Here is a 17,392-nt window from a genome sequence, read left to right on the forward strand (position 1 = left end):
GTGTGGGGTTCCTCCATCGTCATGCGACTTCTGTCTGTCGGATTCCTGGTGGCCTTCGTGCTCTCATGTGCGAGCGGGCCGCACCCCACGACCGTGGTGGCGTCGGAGCCTGTGTCGGCCGAACCCGCCTTCGACGAGGCACGCGCGGTCCACGTCCTGAGGCGCATGGCCTTCGGACCTTCGCGGCAGGCGTTGGCGGACCTGCGGCGCCAGGGCGTGGAGGAATGGATGGCGTCGCAGCTCTCCCGTCCCGGTGCGCCGCTGCCCGCTGGTCTGGAGGCGAAGCTTCAAGCGCTGCCCACGTTGACGATGTCCATGGCGGAGCTGGTGCGGGAGTACCCGCCGAAGCGCCAGCGGGAGGAAGCCTTGAAGGACGGGCGTGAGCCACAGCGTCCCGCCCTCATCGGTCTGGAGCAATCCGCGGCGAAGCTGCTGCGGGCGGTGGAGAGTCCCAATCAGCTCGAAGAGGTGCTGGTGGACTTCTGGTTCAACCACTTCAACGTGTCCTCGGACAAAGGCGCGGTGCGGTGGATGGTGACGGCCTACGAGCGCGATGCCATCCGCCCGCATGTCTTCGGCAACTTCCGGGAACTGCTGGGCGCCACGGCCCGCCATCCGGCGATGCTCTTCTACCTGGACAACTGGCGCAGCGTCCGTGACGGGATGCCGGAGCGCGTGTCACGCGAGCCCGAAGCGCCGAAGCCCGGCCTCAATGAGAACTACGCGCGCGAGCTGCTGGAGTTGCACACGTTGGGCGTGGAGGGTGGCTACACGCAGCAGGACGTGCGCGAGGTGGCCCGCTGTTTCACGGGCTGGAGCATCCGCAAGCCGCGCCAGGAGCCTGCGTTCTACTTCCGTCGCCGGGCGCATGACCCGGACGACAAGTGGGTGCTGGGACAGCGCATCCCCGGTCAGCGGAGCGTGGCGGATGGGGAGCAGGTGTTGGACCTGCTGGCGCGACATCCCTCCACCGCGCGCCATGTCGCTCGCAAGCTGGCGCGGCGCTTCGTCTCGGACACGCCGCCGCCGGCGCTGGTGGAGCGGGTGGCGAAGGTGTTCCTCGACTCGGGCGGGGACCTGCCCACCGTGTACCGCGCGCTCTTCCAGTCACCAGAGTTCTGGGCACCCGAGGCGCGGGCGGCGAAGGTGAAGACGCCCTTCGAGTTCGTGGTGTCCGCGCTGCGAGCCACCGAAGCGGAGGTGACGGTGCGCCCCCGGCTGGTGCAGTCCCTGGCGAAGATGGGCGAGCCGCTCTTCCGGGCTCCAGCGCCCACGGGCTTTCCGGAAGGGGCGGCTCCGTGGGTGAACAGCGGCTCCCTGGTGGCCCGGCTCAACTTCAGCCTGGAGCTGGTGTCCGGGCGGATGCCGGGGACGAAGGTCGCGTTGAAGACGTTGGCCACGCCGGCCGAGCCCACCGAGCGCGCCTGGGTGGACGCGCTGGGCCACGCGCTGCTGGGCGCGCCTCCGTCGGAGGAGACGCGAGCGACCATCCTCGACGCGCTGTCGAAGCGCGCGGAGGCCGCCAGCGCCGTGGGAGAGACACGCCCCGTGGACGTCCCGCTCATCGCCGGGTTGTTGCTGGGCTCGCCGGAGTTCCAGAAGCAGTAGGGGAGATGTTCCACTCCTGGGGTGGCGGCATGTCCTTGTCCACGCGGCTACAGGACGTAGCCCTTGGCTCCCACGAGGATCGACTGGCTCAGCAATGAGTGGAACTCAGTGCGGTTGCCTCCGTGGTGCATGACGCCTACCGCGAAGAGCGCCAGGCGGCTCCAGACGTTCCACTCGGCATAGGCGGAGGCCTGCCCGCTGCCGTCCACCAGGTTGAGCGAATAGCGAAGCTGCCAGGTGGGCCCGGTGTCGGTGGGGTTGTTCTGCACCTGCAAGAACAGATAGTGCCGCCCCAGCAGCGCCAGCCCATTGTTGAGCGCCGCCCCCAGCGTCTGGCCCGCGAGCGCGGCGTCAGCGGAGGGCGTTGCGAGGACGGAGGAGGCGCTGCTGGCGATGTCGAAGTACCGCGCGCCATCCGCCCACCGGTAGCCTTCATTGTTGCTCAGGTACTCCAGGTAGATGGTGTGGCCGGAGTCCAGCGTGTAGCCACCGCCAGCGAGGGCGGAGTAGAGGAGCCGGTGGTCCCGGACATGGCGCGGCAGGAAGGCGCCACCCACGGCGTTGGGGATCCGCTCGGGGTAGAGCGCGGCCGTCCCCTGCCGCAGGCCACCTTCCGCGTAGAGGAGCAGCGCCTCGCTGACGGTGGTCTGCCCGAAGGCACCCAAGCGCGGGCGCTCGTGGGCCCACCGCTTGGAGGCGTTCAGTCCCACGACGGAGGACTCCGCCGTGTAGTCCACCTTCAGCAACGACAGGGCCTTGAACCCGTCCTCCTTCTCCCATTGCCAGTCACCGCGCCCGTCGCCGAACTGGTGCAGCAGCGACAGGGACAGGGCCTGCGTGGGGGACCAGGTGGCCTGGGCCACGTCCACGCCTCGCAGCTCGCGCATGGGGTTGTTCCGGCCGTTCTCGAAGTAGATGGGGTTGCTGGGCGAGCGGAAATTGGAGGGCCCCCACATGAGCACGTCCCTCCCCAGAGACACCGCGAGCGACTGCACCGGGTAGAGCGTCACCAATCCCTGGTTCACCCAGGCGTCGAGCCGCGTCTCCGGTCCCGTCTCCCCGAAGCGCCGCCACTCGAAGCGGGCCCGGGGCTTCAGGCTCACCTCGAAGGTGTCCGTGGCGAGCTTCAAATCAAGCCGGCCCTCCACCTCCGTCTGCCCTGCTGGAAGACGGGCGATGCGATTGCCAGGATTGAGCAGGCTGTTCTCACGGAGTCCTCGCTCACTGTCCAGTGCCAGCACCTGGAGGCCGGCGGAGCCCTGCTCCAGCAGCTCCTGGAACGCCTGGGCCTTCGCCGTCGTACCCAGCCCTCCCGCCAGCAAGCCCACGAACAACGGCAGGCCCGCTGGCGAGAAGACAGCGATTCGCTTGGAGCGCATGCGCCTCAGTTCCCAAGCCGGTTGACGTCGAACGTCCCGCGCGCCAGCTCCGTCACCTGAACGTCGGCGTACTCCAGCGTCGTCTTGGCCGGGGTGAGCGCGTCCTGGATGGTCATCTTGCTCACGAAGGGGAACGTCTTGCCTTCGTGGGTGAGCTGGTTGCCGTACTCGAAGGTCGCGGACTTCAGCAGCTTGCCGGAGAGGGAGAAGAACTCCGCCTTGACGCCGACCTGCCGCTCCTTGGAGACCCAGTAGGTGATGCGGTCATAGGTGCAGAACGTGTTGATGGCCTTCAACTCCAGCACGTAGGTGGTCTCGCCGTTGACCTCCTCTTCGCGCAGCAGCTTGCCCTGGTAGTCGACGGCGTAGTTCGTCGACGCGATGTCGCCTTGAGACGCCTGACCGGAGAGCTTCTGCCTCGGTGAGATGGGGATGGGCTTGCGGAGGCCGGGACGGCTCATCCACATGTTCCGGTCCACCTGGAGCAGCTTGGAGCCCTTGAAGCGCACGGGCTCTCGCGTCTCCGCGAGGCTGGCGGTGGCGTTGGCCTTCAGGGTGAGCAGCCGCTCGGGCTCCTTGTCCACGCCGCTTTCGGGAGTGATGCGGACCGTCCAGCGGATGCCAGGAAGCCCGCCACCCCGCGAGCGGTCCGAGGCCCTGAGAATCTCCGCCGCGTCTGGCTCCGCCGCCCGCGCCGGGCCGGTGTGCAAGAGCAGCAGCCCCAGGATGAGCGCCAGGATGTGTTTCATGGTGAGGTCTCTCTTTCCGTCAGACATGGCCCAGCGAGTCGGTGATGCACTTGCGCGCGGCGGTACGCGCCGGGAAGAAGGCCGCGGCGATGCCCAGCAGCGAGAGCATCACGAACGTCCTCGCCATCCGGGGCACGTCGAGGTCGACCATGAGGCTGACCACGTTGGAGGAGTTGGGCGGGGTATAGGTGATGCCCGCGCTGTTGACGGCCAGCCGCACCAGCAACGTGAAGAGCAGCCCTCCGGCGCATCCCAGCACCACGAGCATGAAGGCCTCGGTGGTGAAGAGCCGCAGGATGCCCGAGCGGCGAAGACCCATGGCGCGCAGCGTTCCAATCTCCCGCGTCCGCTCCACCACCGTCATGCTCATGGAGTTCACGATGCTCATGACCACCACGATGAAGACGTTGCTGAAGATGAAGGCGAAAATCATGTCGAACAGGCGCTTCACCTGTGAGTAGAAGCTCGACAGCTCCAGCCACGTCTTGAGCTCCACGTCGAAGCCCGCTTGCTTGAGCTGCGCCGTGAGCTCCGTCCGCGCCTGCTCGGTGAAGGCCTTGTCATCCAGCAGCACGATGAGCCGCTCGGCGCCGTCGAAGTCATACAGGGACTTCGCCAGGTCGAAGGGCAGGTACAGGAACTTGTCGTTGGTGCCGACGTTGCCCGTGTTGAAGTCGTCCACGATGTCCACGTCTAGCGCATTGGCCTGACCTGTCACCGTGCTCACCAGCAGCGCGGCCGAGTCGCCGGGCTTCAGGTTGAGAATCCTGCCCAGGTCCTCCGCCGTCGCCACTCCGATGGGGTTGTCCGCCTTCAAGTCACCCGACAGCTTGCGCTGGAAGTCACCCTGGAGCTTCTTGACGTCCTCGGGGACCATTCCCTCGCCCACGAAGACGGTGGACGCGGTGCCGTTGGACACCATTCCGCTGAGCGACATGCGCGGCGTCACCAGCCGGGTGTGAGGGTATTGCCGGAGGATGGGCATCACCCGGTCCAGCTCCTCCTTGGAGAACATGTATTGCGCCGGATGGAGGCGGCCTTCGGTGCGCAGGCCTTGCTTCATCACCGTCAGGTGCCCCAGCAGCTCCCCATGGATGGCCTGCTTGGCCAGCCCGCCGTACACATACTTGATGTATCCCGCGAAGAGGCTGATGGAGGCGAAGCCGAAGCCCACCGAGAGGAGGGTGACGAGGCTGCGCCGGTGATTCTTGAGGATGTTGCGGAAGCCAATGGAGAAGTAGTTCATCGCACAGCCTCGTCTGTCTGGAGCAGACCGTCCTTGAGCAGGAGCTTCCGGTCGACCAGGTCCAGGAGCCGCGGGTCATGGGTGGTGAAGATGAAGGTGACGCGCCTGGTGCGGTTGAGCTCACGCATGAGCTTGACCACCATGTAGCTGTTCTCCGAGTCCAGGTTGGCCGTGGGCTCATCCGCCACGACGATGGACGGCGACGTGACGAGCGCGCGGGCAATCGCCACGCGCTGGCGCTGACCGCCACTCATCTTGTCCGGGCGCGCGCTGGCTTGATTCTCCAGGCCCACGTCCTTGAGGGCCTGACTGGCGCGCTCGCGCACCTCGGCGGCGCCCACGCCCTGAATCTGCAGCGGCACCATGACGTTCTCCAGGGCGCTGAGCACGGGGATGAGGTTGAAGCTCTGGAAGACGAAGCCGACCTTGCGGCTGCGCAAGTCGGAGAGCGCGTTGTCCGTCAGCTTCGCGATGGGCGTGCCTTCCAGCGACACCTCACCCGAGGTGGGCGCGTCCACCAGCCCCAGGATGTTCATCAGGCTGGACTTGCCGCTGCCCGACGGGCCCCAGATGGCGACGAACTCTCCCCGGTGGATGCGCAGGGAGACGCCTTTCAAGGCTTCGACCCGTGTTTCTCCCAGGACGTAGTCGCGCCGGATGTCATTCAGGGACAGGAGCACGTCCTCGTTCGCCGTGCTTGCCGCCGTCCCTTCCAAGTTGGCCATGTCTGTGTTCCTCGATGCTAGAGCGCCCGGACCAACGCCGCGCCGGCGTTGCCCCCGAACGAATAGGAGTGCGCCAGGGCCGTCTGGACGGGCCGGTGGGGCCGCGGCTGGCGCACCAGATTGAGCTCGAACTCCGGCTGCTCGGTGCCGGCGTGGACAGGCAACCCACCTCCCCGGACCGCGCCGACACAGGCGAGCAGGTTGAACATGTCGCTGGCGGACTCGGCCTCGCCCATGAGTCCCTTCACGCTGCTGAGGGGAACGGCGCTCGCCGCGGCGCCCATCACCGTCTTCAGCGCGGCCACTTCCGCCCTGTCCAACGACTGCGTGGAGTTGCTGGCCGCGGCGATGTAGTCCACGGCCTCGGGCGAGGCTTCCGCGTCGCGAAGCGCCTGACGCATCGCGGAGGCCAGTCCCCGGCCCTCTGGGTGGTGGATGCCGAAGGCGTGTCCGTCGTGCGCCACGCCCAGGCCCGCGAGCTCCGCCAGCGGGGTGGCGCCTCTTGCCCGCGCGGACGCGAGCGTCTCCAGCACCACCACCGCCGCCCCCTCTCCCATGATGTAGCCATCTCGCCGGGTATCGAAGGGGCGGCTCACGTTGGCATCACTTAGCACGCCAATGTCATCCATGTCGAAGTGCGTGGCCGTGGTGAACAGGTCGAACGTCCCCGCGATGAGGGCGTCCGCCCGCCCACTGCGCAGCGCCTGCGCCGCCAGCGCGAGCACCTGGAAGCCGCAGGCGTTCCCTGCGCTGATGGCGTAGTTGGTGCCGCGCCAGCCCCAGCGGATGCTCAGCGCGCTGGCCACCGCGTTCGTCACGGTCTCCTGGAACAGCAGCGGTTGAACGAAGCGCGGCTCGCTGGTGATGATGCGGTGCCAGATGTCCTGGCTGACCTCCGCCATGGCCCGGTAGGTGCCCAGGAACGCGCCCACCCGCTCCGGGTTCCACGTGGAGGGCCCATGCCCCGCCATCTGGAGCGCCTCCTCCGTGGCGAGCATCGTGTACTGCGTCCCTCGGGGCGCCCGCCGCAGGTTGTTGGAGCCTGTCAGCGCGGACAGGCTCCCCTGCGGGACGCGCGCCCCGTGTTTGCAGCCGCACCCGGACACATCGAAGTCGTCGATGGGGCGGATGGCGCTGCGTCCCTCGGCGAGCGCGTCCAGCAAGGGCGGGACGCCCGCCCCGTAGGGGGACACCGCGCCCATGCCGGTGATGACCACTCGCATCTCGTCTGTCATTCGCGTACCGCCAGCCATGCGTTTCCCCTTGTGTTCCATCAGCCCTCCCAGCGGCGGAAGACCATCGCGGCGTTGTTGCCGCCAAAGCCAAACGCGTTGGAGAGCACCGCTTCCAGCTTCGTAGGCCGGCTGTGATGGGGCACGTAGTCCAGGTCGCACTCGGGGTCTGGCGTATCCAGGTGCAGCGTGGGCGGCAGGAAGCCGTCGTTCAGCGCCACCACCGCCGCGGCCGCCTCCATGGCGCCGCTGGACCCGAGGCTGTGGCCGACCATCGCCTTGATGGAGCTGACGGGGACTCGGGTCTGCTCGCCAAAGACATGCTTGATGGCGCGCGTCTCGATGACGTCATTGGCCGGCGTGCCCGTGCCGTGCGCCTTGATGTAGCCAATCTGCTCGGGCTTCATGCCCGCGCTCGCCAGCGCCGCCTGCATGGCCCGCGCGGGGCCTCGCCCCGTCTCGTCGGGCCGGGTCATGTGGTAGGCGTCCGTGGAGCCGCCGTAGCCCGCGAGCTCCGCCAGGATGTTCGCTCCGCGGCGCTTCGCGTGGGCCTCGCTCTCCAGCACCCACAGCGAGGCGGACTCGCCCAGCAGTGTCCCATCTCGGTCCTTGCTGAAGGGCCGCAGCTTGTCGCTCGCCAGGGAGCGCAGGACGCCGAAGCCGGCCTGGGGCATCTCACTGAGCGGATCGACTCCGCCCGCGAGCATCACCTCCGACCGCCCGGAGCGAATCACATCCATCGCCACGCCCAGGGCATGCAGGCCCGCGCTGCACGCGGTGGACATGACCAGGCTGAGTCCCCCCAACTGGTACTGGCTGGCGACGTGGTCACTCATGGCGCAGATGAAGCTGTCGAGCACCAGGGCTCGCCAGGGTTCCTTCAGGCCCGCGCGTCCGCGCCGGTAGGGGTAGTGCAGCGCGGCGTAGCCTTCCTTCCTCGCGGGCATTCCTCCCAGGTTGGTGCCGAGCACCACGCCAATGCGTGAGCGGTCCTCGGCGTCCAGGTCCAGCCCGGACGCCGCCAGCCCCTGCGCCGCCGCCACGCGAATCATCTGGGCGCCGCGACTGAGGTAGGGCAGCTCCTCGGGACTGAAGTGCGCGGAGAAGTCGATGTTCTTCAGCTCGCCAGCGGACTGACACCGGTGCTTGCTGGCGTCGAAATGGGTGACGGGCGCGATGCCATCCCTCCCCGAGCGAAGCCCTTCGGAGAACTCCGCCAGGTTGTTGCCAATGGGCGTGAGAACGCCAATGCCGGTAACGACGACTTTGTTGCTCATTCTGTTCCTCTCAACCCGTGTTGCGCGATTCCTTGAAAAGACCGCTGTCGCGAGCGGCGCGCTACAGCACCAGCCCGCCATTCACGCGCAGCACGTCGCCGACCACGTAGGCACTCTCCGGAGACGCCAGGAAGAGCGTGGCGTTGGCGACGTCCTCCACGGTTCCCAGCCGGCGGATGGGGGTGGCCTGGATGAAGCCCTCGCGCACCCCGGGACGGTTCATCAGCCCCGCGACCATCTCCGTCTCCACGAAGCCAGGCGCCACGCAGTTCACCCGGATGCCATGTGGCCCCAGCTCTCCCGCCAGCGCCTGCGTCAGCCCAATCAAGGCCCCTTTGGTAGCGGCGTAGGGCACCTGTCCCGCGCGTCCCCTGATTCCGGCGGAGGAGGACATGTTGATGATGGCGCCACGGCCTTGCTGCACCATGGTCGGGATGACCGCCTGACAGCAGGCGAGCGCGCCGTAGAGATTGACGTCCACCGTCTCCCGCCACGCCGCGGCCTGGAGCATCATCAAGTGCCCATCCCGGCTGATGCCGGCGTTGTTCACCAGCACATCGATGCGGCCGAAGTGGGAGAGCGCCGCCTCCCGGAGCTGTCCTGGTACGTCGGGGCTGGCGACCGAGCCAGGGACCAGCACGCAGCGTCGGCCCTGCGCCTCGACCTCGGCGGCGGCCTGACGCGCGGCCTCCGCGTTGCTCCCGTAGTTGAGGACGATGTCCGCGCCCTCCGCGGCGAAGGCGAGGGCAATGGCCTTGCCAATGCCACGCGAGCCGCCCGTGATGATGACCGCCTGCTGCTGGAACCGCTGACGTGCTGCCTGGGACTCACTCACCACAGACCTCCGGTGGCAGACAGGCGCTGACCCGTCGTGAGGTTCGCCGCGCTCGAACCGAGGAAGAGCACGGCCTCGGCAACCTCCTCCGCGCTCCCGAGCCGCCCCAGGGGACCCAACTCGCCATCGAGCCGCTCGCGCTGCGCTGGGGTGAGGTGTGCTGTCTCCTCCTTGAGGAGTTGGACCGCCAGCGTGTTCACGGAGATGCCTTGCCGGGCCACCTCGTTCGCCAGCGCGCGTGTCATCGCGGTGATGCCTTCGGCGGCCACGCGGCTCGCGCCTCCGGAAGCGGCATCCAGCAGGTTGATGATGCGCCCCGAGCGCTTGCGCATCATCGGGCGGATGACCTCCTTGCAGAACCACGCTGTTCCGCTCAACTGGCGGTCGAGCACGGCCTTCCACTGTTCGGCGGACAGGTCGCTGAGCCGGCCGGCCGCGCGGCTCAATGACGCGTTGATGAGCAGGTCGATGCGGCCCAAGTCCGTGGCGACACGGCGGACCACCGTGCCTACCGCCTGTGCGTCAGAAGACTCACAGGCCAGGGCCAGCTCCGCGCCCAGGTTCTTGGCCAATGCCGTTGCCTCCGCCTCGTGCTCCGGCAGGAAGACCAGGGCCAGACGCGCCCCCGCCTTCCCATGGCGCCGTGCAATGGCATTGGCGATGGGCTGTCCTGCTCCGGTGACCAGGACCACCTGCTGGTGGAGAAGACCGTCCAGGAACGGTGTGTTTGTTTCAGGGTGACTCATGTGACTTTGAACCTCTCTGGGAAAGCACCATGACGCCGATGGCAGCCGGGACAGCGTCGGCCCAGGCCTTGACCTCGACGCGCACCGTGGTTCGCCACCGCTTGAGAATGTTGGCTTCCATCCGCAGGACGCTGCCGGCCGGGATGGGTGTGTGAAATGTCATTGTCTCGATGCCGCCGAGGTACCAGACAGACGGTGTGACTTCGTCGGGCTCGCGCAGGAGCATGATGGCGACCTGTCCCAGGGCATCCACCAGCAGGCAGGAGGGCAGGGCGGGGGGCGCGTCTCCGAAACGCTCGAACATCATCTCGTTGCCGGAGACCTGCTTGAACGTCCTGCCAAAGCCCGGTGAGAGCGTCTCCACCGCGTCGACCAGCAGCATGGGGAATCGGTGTGGTGTCCCGCCGTAGATGCGGGCCATGGGGTGCTCAGTCATGAGCACCCCCGCGCAGCACCACGGCCAGGGCGCTGCCCTCACCTCCCAGGGCGGTGACCAGCGCGCATCCCTTGTCGAGGGCCCGCGTGGCCAGCACGACGGCCAGCATGCCCGCCGTGCTGAAGGTCTCTCCGAGCACGTCCTTGGGACAGCTCACGGGCACCTTCGCCGCGTGCGCCCCGAGGGCTTCGTGGAGCCCACGTTGCTCCCATCCGTTGAAGTCTCCTCGGCCGCTCGCACAGGAGAAGACGGCGCCCAGTTGCTCGGGCTCGATTCGGGCCAGGTGCATCGCGTCCCGCACCGCGCGGGCCAGCGTGTGCGCCTGGTTCGTGAGCGAGCCTCCCCGGTGCCCGGTGCCCAGGACTTCCGCGTGGCGGTGTGCGCCGCGCGTCAGGGCCCGCGTGTGCTCCTCCAGGACCAGGGCGCACGCTGCTTCACTCACCCGCATTCCCTCAGGCAGGGCGATGCCAGCCAGGAGCATGGGGCTCAGGGTGTCCGCGCCCACCACCACCATCCGCTCCGCCTGCCCCTCCTCGATTTGCTGGCAGCCGAAGCGAAGCGCCTCCAGTCCCGCGGCGTGGCCCGAGCACAAGGTCGCGGTGGGACCGCGAAGGTCGTGCACCATGGAGATGTAGCCCGTCGCCGCGTTGGTGACGGTGTTCTGGAACACCACCGGGTTCCCGTAGCGGCCGCCCCGCTCCAGGATGGCTTCCAGGTACTCCGCGTTCGTGGGCAGGCAGCCGTAGCTGGAGCCGAACGCGATGCCTGTCTGGAGCGGATTGCCGGGCCCGGCATCCTCGATGGACAGCGTGGTCGCGGTGAGCGCGATGCGCCCGAGCCGGTCCATGTGCCGCAATTGGGCGGACTGCTTCGCGAACGCCGCGTCGGGAATGCGCTCCGCCAAGGAGGACGGTGGGCCCGCATCGCCTTGGGAGAAGCGCTCCCAGAGGGCCGCAGGTCCCGTGGCCCGGGGACACACCGCGCCGAGCCCGCTGATGACGATGCGCCGGCTCATTGGGCGGCCCTCCCTGTCTCCGGAAAGCGCCGGGCGACGAGGGCGACGTTCGCCCCACCGAACGCGGACTTGGTGCTCATCAGCGTGTCGATGCGTTGGGCGCGGCCCTCGCCACGCACCACGTCGACGTCGCACTTCGGGTCCAGCTCCTCGCAGTTGAGGGTGGGCGGGAGGAAGTCGCGAGCCATGCCCAGCACGGAGCCGATGAGCTCCAGCGCGCCGGAGGCCCCCAGCGTGTGGCCGAAGTAGGGCTTGAGGGAGTTGACCGGCACCGACGCGGCTCGCGCACCGAAGACGCCTCGCAGGGCCTGGCACTCCGCGGGGTCATTGGCCGGCGTCCCGGTTCCGTGGAGGTTGACGAAGTCGATCTGCTCCGTCGTCAGCCCGGCCTGTCGCAAGGCGAGCGTCATCGCTTGTTGGAGCCCCCGACCCTCGGGGTGGGGGCTGGTGGGGTGATGGGCATCGCCCGCCGTTCCCCAGCCGCACAGCTCCGCATGGATTCGCGCGCCCCGCTGGCGCGCGTGGTTCAGCTCCTCGAGCACGAGGATGCCCGCGCCCTCGCCGAGTACCATCCCATTGCGCCGATGGTCGAAGGGGCGGCACACCGTGGGCGTCATGGCGCGCAGGACGGAGAAGCCACTGAAGCTGAGCAGGGTCAGTGCGTCCGCTCCTCCCGCCAGCATCACGGAGGCCCGTCCCTGACGGATTTCGTCCAGTGCCCGGCCCATGGCGAGGCTGCTGGACACGCAGGCCATGGTGACGGTGGACAGGATGCCGCCCAGGCCGAACCGGTCCGCGACGTTCCGCGCGATGGAGGAGAAGGGGACCTCCCCGAAGTGTCTCCGGCGAGTGTCCTCATCACCTCCGGAGCGAATGACCTGTTCGAGGGACAAGGCGGGTCCACGGCTCGTGCCCAGCATGACCCCCGTCTCCTCCCGCCAGCTCCCCTGGGCTTCGAGCCCACTGTCGCGGAGAGCCTGCTCCGCGGCGTGAAGGGCCAGCTTTGACACGCGGTCCACACCGTCGTCGGGCGCCTCGTCCGGCAGGTCCACCACGCCCGCGGAGTACGTCCGGCCTTCGATGTCGAACGGGGCGGTCCGCCGGATGCCGCTGCGGCGGTTCGACAGGGCCTGGGCAAGCTCGTCGGCGGACAGCGCATTGGCGGCCGTCACGCCAAGGCCCGTGATGACGACGCGGTGGGGGCTCATGAGAGCTTCTCCAGTGGCTCGGACGGCGCCGTGTCCACCAGACAGTCGTGGCCCGGGATGATGTGGCGGTATTCACGGAGGAGCTTGCGGCGGGTGTGGCTGTAGAGCTCGGTGTCTTGCGCGAGCTGGAGCTCCCGCTCGGCGTTCTCCACCAAGGTCTTCCGTGTGAAGAGCGCGTCCCCCGCGATGAGGATTTTTCGCGGCGTGCCCTCATCGTCCGTGCGGGCGCGGTGCGCGACGACGGAGATATGCCCATGGGTATGGCCCGGCGTGGGCAGCACCTCGACCTCCTCCGTCAGCCAGTGGCTGCCGTCGACAGGGACGAAGCGCGAGTCACGTTCGAGCACGCGGTTGTAGAACCCGATGTTCCGAGTCACCTCGCGCACGATGGACCGGACATAGAACTCCTTCACCGTCTGGTAATGCTCGCGCAGCAGCTCCGAGGTCGCGGCTTTCCCAGGGGTATGGTCCTGGTGATACGCCTCGATGAAGTGCGCGTTCTCGACGAAGTCCTTGGCGCCCACGACGTATTGCGCGTTGCGGAACAGCAAGTGATTGCCGCAGTGGTCGTAGTGGAGGTGCGTGGCGACGACCACGTCCACGTCATCCGGTGTCAGGCCGCGTTCCTTGAGTGCCAGCACCAGGCGTCCCGCGTCGTCGCACAGACCGCTGTCCACCAGGATGTTGCGCTGTTGGGATTGCACGAGGGTGACAGTGGAGCGCAGCCGTGGAAAGCCGCTCCCCTGGAGCAGCACATTCAAGAGCATGGTGATGTGTTTCCTTGGGCTAGGCGCCCAGCATCAATTCGCCGTCGGCGACCAGCGCTTCACCCACCCGTGCTTCGACCTTCACGTGGTGGATGGTGCCGAGGCTCTTGAGGTGCGTGGCCCGGACACGGAGCTGGTCTCCCGGAACGACAGGGCGGCGGAAGCGCATCCGGTGGATGTTGGCCATCACGCCCGGCCGCGCTGGCTGCTGTGTCGCCGGCTCCACGGGCGCGAGGTCGGGGCGGCTCCTCGTGCGGAGCATGACGCCCGCCACCTGGGCCATGGATTCGACGATGAGCACGCCGGGCATGATGGGGTGCTCGGGAAAGTGCCCTTGGAAGAAAGGCTCGTTCGCCGTGACGCACTTGATTCCCTCGGCGAACACGCCGGGTTCCAAGCTGTCAATCCGGTCGACCATGAGCATCGGATAGCGATGCGGCAGGAGCTGGAGGAGCTCCTGGATGCCGAGCCCGGCGGGCGTTGCTTCCTGCTGATTAGGCACAGGCGGCCTTCTTCCCGCCTTCCGCGATGAGCCGGTTGACCAGCGCCGCGAGCGTGTCGATGGAGTGGAACTCCTTGGCGACGCTGTCATCCGCGATGACGACGCCCCACTTCTCCTCGATGCCGACCACGATCTCCAACGCCTCGACGCTGTCGAGTCCCAGACCTCCCGCCTCACCTTCCTGCGAGTCACCGCCGAACAGCGGTGCCCCGTCCGGAATGCTCGCGGGGTCGATGTCCAGCCGCAGGCGGTCGACGATCATGGCCTTGAGGCCGCTCTTCACTTCCGTGTTGTCGGGGTGCATCCAGCGTCTCCTGATGTTGAGAAACCAACGTATCGGAGCCCTCTGACATTGCTGGATAGGTTGGAAACATAGGCAGGACGTCGTGCTAGTCACGTCTCCCGACATGACCCCATTCGCCCAGCGGTCCCGTCTCTTCACGCCGGCTTGTTCGCTGGCGCTGCTGCTCCTGCTCGCCGCTTGTGGTGGGGATGAGCCGATCTGGAACCTCACCATGCGCGCCCGTCATGGCGACGCATGGAGGGATTTCACGGAGTCCCCCGGCTCGCATTTCATCACCGAAGAGGGGGCGGGGAGCGCGGGGCTCAGGGAGATGTCCGTGTGCGGCTTCCATGGTGTGACGGACGCCGACGCCGACGGCACCTACCAGTCCTGCATGGAGCTGCGATTCGACTTCACGGCCCTGGGCGCCGACCGCTCGGCGCTGACCATCGCGGGCACCGCCATCCCCCTGGCCTACGGTGCCGATGGCACCGCTGAGTTCACCGCGCAGGTGGGCCACGCTCCGGCAATCGTCTCGGCGTGGGCATGGACGGTTTGTGACGAGATGCCGCGCTACATCGAGCAGACGCCTCAGCAGCTGCGTGGAGAGCTGGTGCTCGATGATCCTCCGAAACTCAAGGGCCGTCTCTCGCTCCGGGCCGACGTCAGGAGCGAGGGGCCCTGCCAGGGGGACGTCACCGAGCTCGAGCTGGTGTTCGACCTCGACCGCTGATGGCTGTCATTCGGCCAGCAGTTCCTGGACCGGCTGCGCTGCGGCGGACGAGAGCCGCCAGCGTCACGGCGCGGGCGCGGCGTCCTCCAGCTCCGGCGTCGCCGGAGGCTGCAACGGCGGAACGCTCGTGGGTTTGCCGTGGGCGTCGAGCGCGACGAGCACGAAGCGCCCCCGCGTCCCGAGCTGCCGGTCCCCCGTGAGCAGGTCCTCCGCGTAGAGGTCCACCTCCACCGTCATGGACGTGCGGCCCGTGGCGACGATGCGGGTCTCCAACTCCACGAGCTGGCCCTGCCGCACGGGGACGTGGAAGTCGACACGCTCGCTGCTGGCGGTGACGACGGTGCGCCGTGCGTAGCGCGAGGCCCCGATGAAGGCGGCCTTGTCCATGAGGGCCAGGGCCTGTCCGCCAAAGAGGGTGCCGTAGTGGTTTGTCTGCTCCGGGAAGACCATCTCGATGAGGCTGACCTCGGTGATGCGTCCCGCTTCGATGCGCTGCTTGGGGGAGGGCTCGGGTGTCATGCAGGGTCCTGGGGTTCAGAGAGAAGGAAGGCGGCGGCCCGCCGAAGGTCGGCAGCTCGGTCCACGGCAGGTCTGTCAGCAGTCCGCCATGGCGTGTCAGGACATCGGCGAGCGCGTCCAACGAGTCGATGACGCCTGATGCTGGGCCGGGGCCCGTGAGGCAGTAGCCCCAGGTGTGGGGCGCGGCCTCCGTGTCGAGAGAAAGATGGGAAGCGCTCCGTTCGAGCGCCACTGGAGCCCAGCGGATGCGCCAGGGCGATGCAGCCTCCATGGATGTTGAATCGTCCGTCCTCCACGCAGCGCGGGCGACCGAGGTCGCCCGACAGGGCTCCCGCGTGGAAGAAGGATTGTCGCGATGCACGCGCGTCGGCGCACACCAGGCCCCGGAGGAGCCCACGGACCGACCTTCGCCCCCCACGGGCGACTGGACACACGAGCGGGGTTGGGTCGGAAAAGCCGAGGCGCGCGCGAAGACTGGCTGGAGGCTCCAGCGCTGCTCGGACCTTCCGGCCGTCCCACGCGGCTCCAGGTCGAAACCGTCCGTGGATTTCTCCCACGAGCGGATGCGGGCAGGTCTTCGGGCTCGTGAGCACTCCGGTCGGAGCCGGGTTCCTACTGCTCGTCGCTTCCCAGTTCCCAGGGGGAACCAGTGCGTGTGACGAGGTTCGTTCTCACTTACCGCTGCGGGGCAGCCCCGGATTCACACCGGGTTCCCTTTCAAGCCCGGGCCAAGGCCCAGGCACCCACATGGGGCGGTATGTACTGTCGGCGTTCTTGGACTGTCAAGGCGCGCGGACGCGCCGCGAGGGACGGCCGCTGGAGGTGTTGTGCGAGTTAACCTCTCGTTCGGAGCTCCAGACGCCATGACCGCACCGCTGACTCGCCGCCATCTGTTGCGCGCCCTGGGAGTGACGGGCGCGGGGCTTGTTTGGGCTCCGGGGTTCCTGGGACGGGCGCTCGCCGCAAGTCCATCGTCAGCCGCTCGCCGCACGCTGGTGACAGTCTTCCTGCGCGGAGGCGTGGACGGGCTCTCGCTGGTGCCGCCCATCGAAGATGCGGCGTACCACCGGGCGCGCCCTTCGCTGGCGCTGCGGGCAACCGGGCCGGATGCCGCGCTGAAGCTGTCAGGGCCGTTCGGTTTGCATCCGAGGCTCGATGCGCTGATGCCGCTGTGGCACGACGGCCGGCTGGCGGTGCTGCATGGCGTGGGATTGCCGGAGCCGGTCCGCTCCCACTTCGACGCGCAGGACTTCGTGGAGTCCGGAACGCCGGGGCGCAAGTCGACGCCGGATGGCTGGCTCAACCGCGCGCTGGAGGAAGAGGAGGGCGCCGCGCTGCGCGCCGTGGCGCTGCAACCCACGCTGCCTCGCTCGTTGTTCGGAGACGCGGGGGCGGTGGCCATGGGGCGGCTGGAGGAGTTCCGGTTGCGAGGCGGACGCCGGGGGGAGGATGCCACCCGGGGCTTCAGTGCGCTCTATGCGGGCGCCGTGGACGAGGCGCTGCGGACGACAGGGCAGGGCGCATTCGAGGCGATGTCCCTGCTGGACGAGGACCGGCTGGCGGAGCTGCCTTCGCGCGCGGCGGTGGCGTATCCGAAGGGGCCGCTCGGGCAGCGGCTGCGGGACATCGCGCGGCTCATCCACGGAGAAGTGGGGCTGGAGGTGGCGGCGACGGAGTCGGGCGGTTGGGACACGCATGCCGCCCAGGGGGCCGCGACGGGCGCGTTCGCCAACCGCTGCCAGGAATTGGGGAGCGCGCTGTCTGCCTTCTCCGCGGACCTGGGACCTCGGCTGGAGCAGGTGACGGTGGTGGTGTTGACGGAGTTCGGCCGTACCGTGCGGGAGAACGGCAGTCGCGGAACGGACCACGGTGTGGGCAGCGCGATGCTGGTGCTGGGCGGCGGCGTGAAGGGTGGCAAGGTGTACGGACGCTTCGATTCGCTGGCGCCGGACCACTTGCAGGACGGGCGCGATGTGCCTGCATGGACGGACGTACGCGCGCCGTTGGCGGAAGTCCTGCGTGCCTGTCGGCCCGGTGTGGAGTTGGCGAGGGTGTTCCCTGGCTTCAAGCCGCCTCCGTCACTGGGCTTGTTTGGATAGGCGCTGCGCTCAGCTTCTCGGTGGGGCAGGCGG

18 protein-coding genes and 1 riboswitch are annotated in these 17,392 nt (G+C 68.2%); of the genes, 3 read left to right on the forward strand and 15 right to left on the reverse strand.

The genetic code is table 11. From position 1 onward, the window contains the following. Nucleotides 1-21: 21 nt before the first annotated feature. Nucleotides 22-1,608 (forward strand): DUF1800 domain-containing protein, encoded by a 1,587-nt coding sequence (locus BLU09_RS09790; RefSeq protein WP_244171583.1) that lies wholly within the window; start codon nucleotides 22-24, stop codon nucleotides 1,606-1,608. A 47-nt stretch (nucleotides 1,609-1,655) separates the two neighbouring features. Here the strand turns inward: BLU09_RS09790 and BLU09_RS09795 are convergent, their stop codons facing one another. The 14 genes from BLU09_RS09795 to BLU09_RS09860 form a co-directional block, all read right to left on the reverse strand. Further along, a complete protein-coding gene (locus BLU09_RS09795) occupies nucleotides 1,656-2,987 on the reverse strand; it encodes a hypothetical protein (RefSeq protein WP_244171584.1) in 1,332 nt (443 codons plus the stop codon). Nucleotides 2,988-2,992: 5 nt separating this feature from the next. Further along, a complete protein-coding gene (locus BLU09_RS09800) occupies nucleotides 2,993-3,736 on the reverse strand; it encodes an outer membrane lipoprotein-sorting protein (protein WP_090488536.1) in 744 nt (247 codons plus the stop codon). A 19-nt stretch (nucleotides 3,737-3,755) separates the two neighbouring features. Further along, the gene (locus BLU09_RS09805; protein ID WP_090488538.1) at nucleotides 3,756-4,982 is read right to left on the reverse strand and encodes an ABC transporter permease; all 1,227 of its coding nucleotides are present in this window, start codon (nucleotides 4,980-4,982) and stop codon (nucleotides 3,756-3,758) included. After that, nucleotides 4,979-5,707, reverse strand: a complete 729-nt coding sequence (locus BLU09_RS09810; protein WP_090488540.1) for an ABC transporter ATP-binding protein — start codon at nucleotides 5,705-5,707, stop codon at nucleotides 4,979-4,981. The genes BLU09_RS09805 and BLU09_RS09810 overlap by 4 nt, the downstream gene beginning before the upstream one ends. A 17-nt stretch (nucleotides 5,708-5,724) precedes the next feature. Next, nucleotides 5,725-6,942 (reverse strand): beta-ketoacyl-[acyl-carrier-protein] synthase family protein, encoded by a 1,218-nt coding sequence (locus BLU09_RS09815; RefSeq protein ID WP_090488542.1) that lies wholly within the window; start codon nucleotides 6,940-6,942, stop codon nucleotides 5,725-5,727. Nucleotides 6,943-6,980: 38 nt separating this feature from the next. Next, nucleotides 6,981-8,216: a beta-ketoacyl-[acyl-carrier-protein] synthase family protein gene (locus tag BLU09_RS09820; RefSeq protein ID WP_090488544.1), complete on the reverse strand. Its 1,236-nt coding sequence runs from the start codon at nucleotides 8,214-8,216 to the stop codon at nucleotides 6,981-6,983. 61 nt (nucleotides 8,217-8,277) lie between these two features. Next, on the reverse strand, nucleotides 8,278-9,051 hold the full coding sequence (locus BLU09_RS09825) for an SDR family NAD(P)-dependent oxidoreductase (protein ID WP_244171585.1): 774 nt from the start codon (nucleotides 9,049-9,051) through the stop codon (nucleotides 8,278-8,280). Next, nucleotides 9,048-9,797: an SDR family oxidoreductase gene (locus tag BLU09_RS09830; RefSeq protein WP_090488548.1), complete on the reverse strand. Its 750-nt coding sequence runs from the start codon at nucleotides 9,795-9,797 to the stop codon at nucleotides 9,048-9,050. Before BLU09_RS09830 ends, BLU09_RS09825 begins: the two co-directional genes overlap by 4 nt. Continuing rightward, a complete protein-coding gene (locus BLU09_RS09835; RefSeq protein ID WP_090488780.1) occupies nucleotides 9,784-10,233 on the reverse strand; it encodes a 3-hydroxyacyl-ACP dehydratase FabZ family protein in 450 nt (149 codons plus the stop codon). Before BLU09_RS09835 ends, BLU09_RS09830 begins: the two co-directional genes overlap by 14 nt. Further along, the gene (locus BLU09_RS09840) at nucleotides 10,226-11,248 is read right to left on the reverse strand and encodes a beta-ketoacyl synthase N-terminal-like domain-containing protein (RefSeq protein ID WP_090488550.1); all 1,023 of its coding nucleotides are present in this window, start codon (nucleotides 11,246-11,248) and stop codon (nucleotides 10,226-10,228) included. Before BLU09_RS09840 ends, BLU09_RS09835 begins: the two co-directional genes overlap by 8 nt. After that, complete coding sequence (locus BLU09_RS09845; RefSeq protein ID WP_090488553.1) at nucleotides 11,245-12,456, reverse strand: beta-ketoacyl-[acyl-carrier-protein] synthase family protein; 1,212 nt, start codon at nucleotides 12,454-12,456, stop codon at nucleotides 11,245-11,247. Before BLU09_RS09845 ends, BLU09_RS09840 begins: the two co-directional genes overlap by 4 nt. Then, nucleotides 12,453-13,223: an MBL fold metallo-hydrolase gene (locus BLU09_RS09850; protein ID WP_090488555.1), complete on the reverse strand. Its 771-nt coding sequence runs from the start codon at nucleotides 13,221-13,223 to the stop codon at nucleotides 12,453-12,455. The genes BLU09_RS09845 and BLU09_RS09850 overlap by 4 nt, the downstream gene beginning before the upstream one ends. A gap of 19 nt (nucleotides 13,224-13,242) precedes the next feature. Then, nucleotides 13,243-13,725, reverse strand: a complete 483-nt coding sequence (gene fabZ / locus BLU09_RS09855; protein WP_090488557.1) for a 3-hydroxyacyl-ACP dehydratase FabZ — start codon at nucleotides 13,723-13,725, stop codon at nucleotides 13,243-13,245. After that, nucleotides 13,718-14,029: an acyl carrier protein gene (locus BLU09_RS09860; RefSeq protein WP_090488559.1), complete on the reverse strand. Its 312-nt coding sequence runs from the start codon at nucleotides 14,027-14,029 to the stop codon at nucleotides 13,718-13,720. The genes fabZ and BLU09_RS09860 overlap by 8 nt, the downstream gene beginning before the upstream one ends. A 103-nt stretch (nucleotides 14,030-14,132) precedes the next feature. Here BLU09_RS09860 and BLU09_RS39330 point away from each other — a divergent pair, with 103 nt between their 5' ends. Continuing rightward, entirely contained in the window at nucleotides 14,133-14,741 is a 609-nt protein-coding gene (locus BLU09_RS39330) for a hypothetical protein (protein ID WP_244171587.1), read from the forward strand. 63 nt (nucleotides 14,742-14,804) lie between these two features. Here BLU09_RS39330 and BLU09_RS09870 read toward each other — a convergent pair whose 3' ends face one another. Continuing rightward, complete coding sequence (locus BLU09_RS09870; protein WP_090488561.1) at nucleotides 14,805-15,260, reverse strand: acyl-CoA thioesterase; 456 nt, start codon at nucleotides 15,258-15,260, stop codon at nucleotides 14,805-14,807. Between the two features lie 551 nt (nucleotides 15,261-15,811). Then, nucleotides 15,812-16,022, reverse strand: a riboswitch (cobalamin riboswitch). A 101-nt stretch (nucleotides 16,023-16,123) separates the two neighbouring features. Here BLU09_RS09870 and BLU09_RS09880 point away from each other — a divergent pair. Continuing rightward, nucleotides 16,124-17,359 (forward strand): DUF1501 domain-containing protein, encoded by a 1,236-nt coding sequence (locus BLU09_RS09880; RefSeq protein WP_090488563.1) that lies wholly within the window; start codon nucleotides 16,124-16,126, stop codon nucleotides 17,357-17,359. The last annotated feature ends 33 nt before the right edge of the window (nucleotides 17,360-17,392 follow it).

Origin of the sequence: Myxococcus virescens (assembly GCF_900101905.1) — a bacterium.
Classification (GTDB): domain Bacteria; phylum Myxococcota; class Myxococcia; order Myxococcales; family Myxococcaceae; genus Myxococcus; species Myxococcus virescens.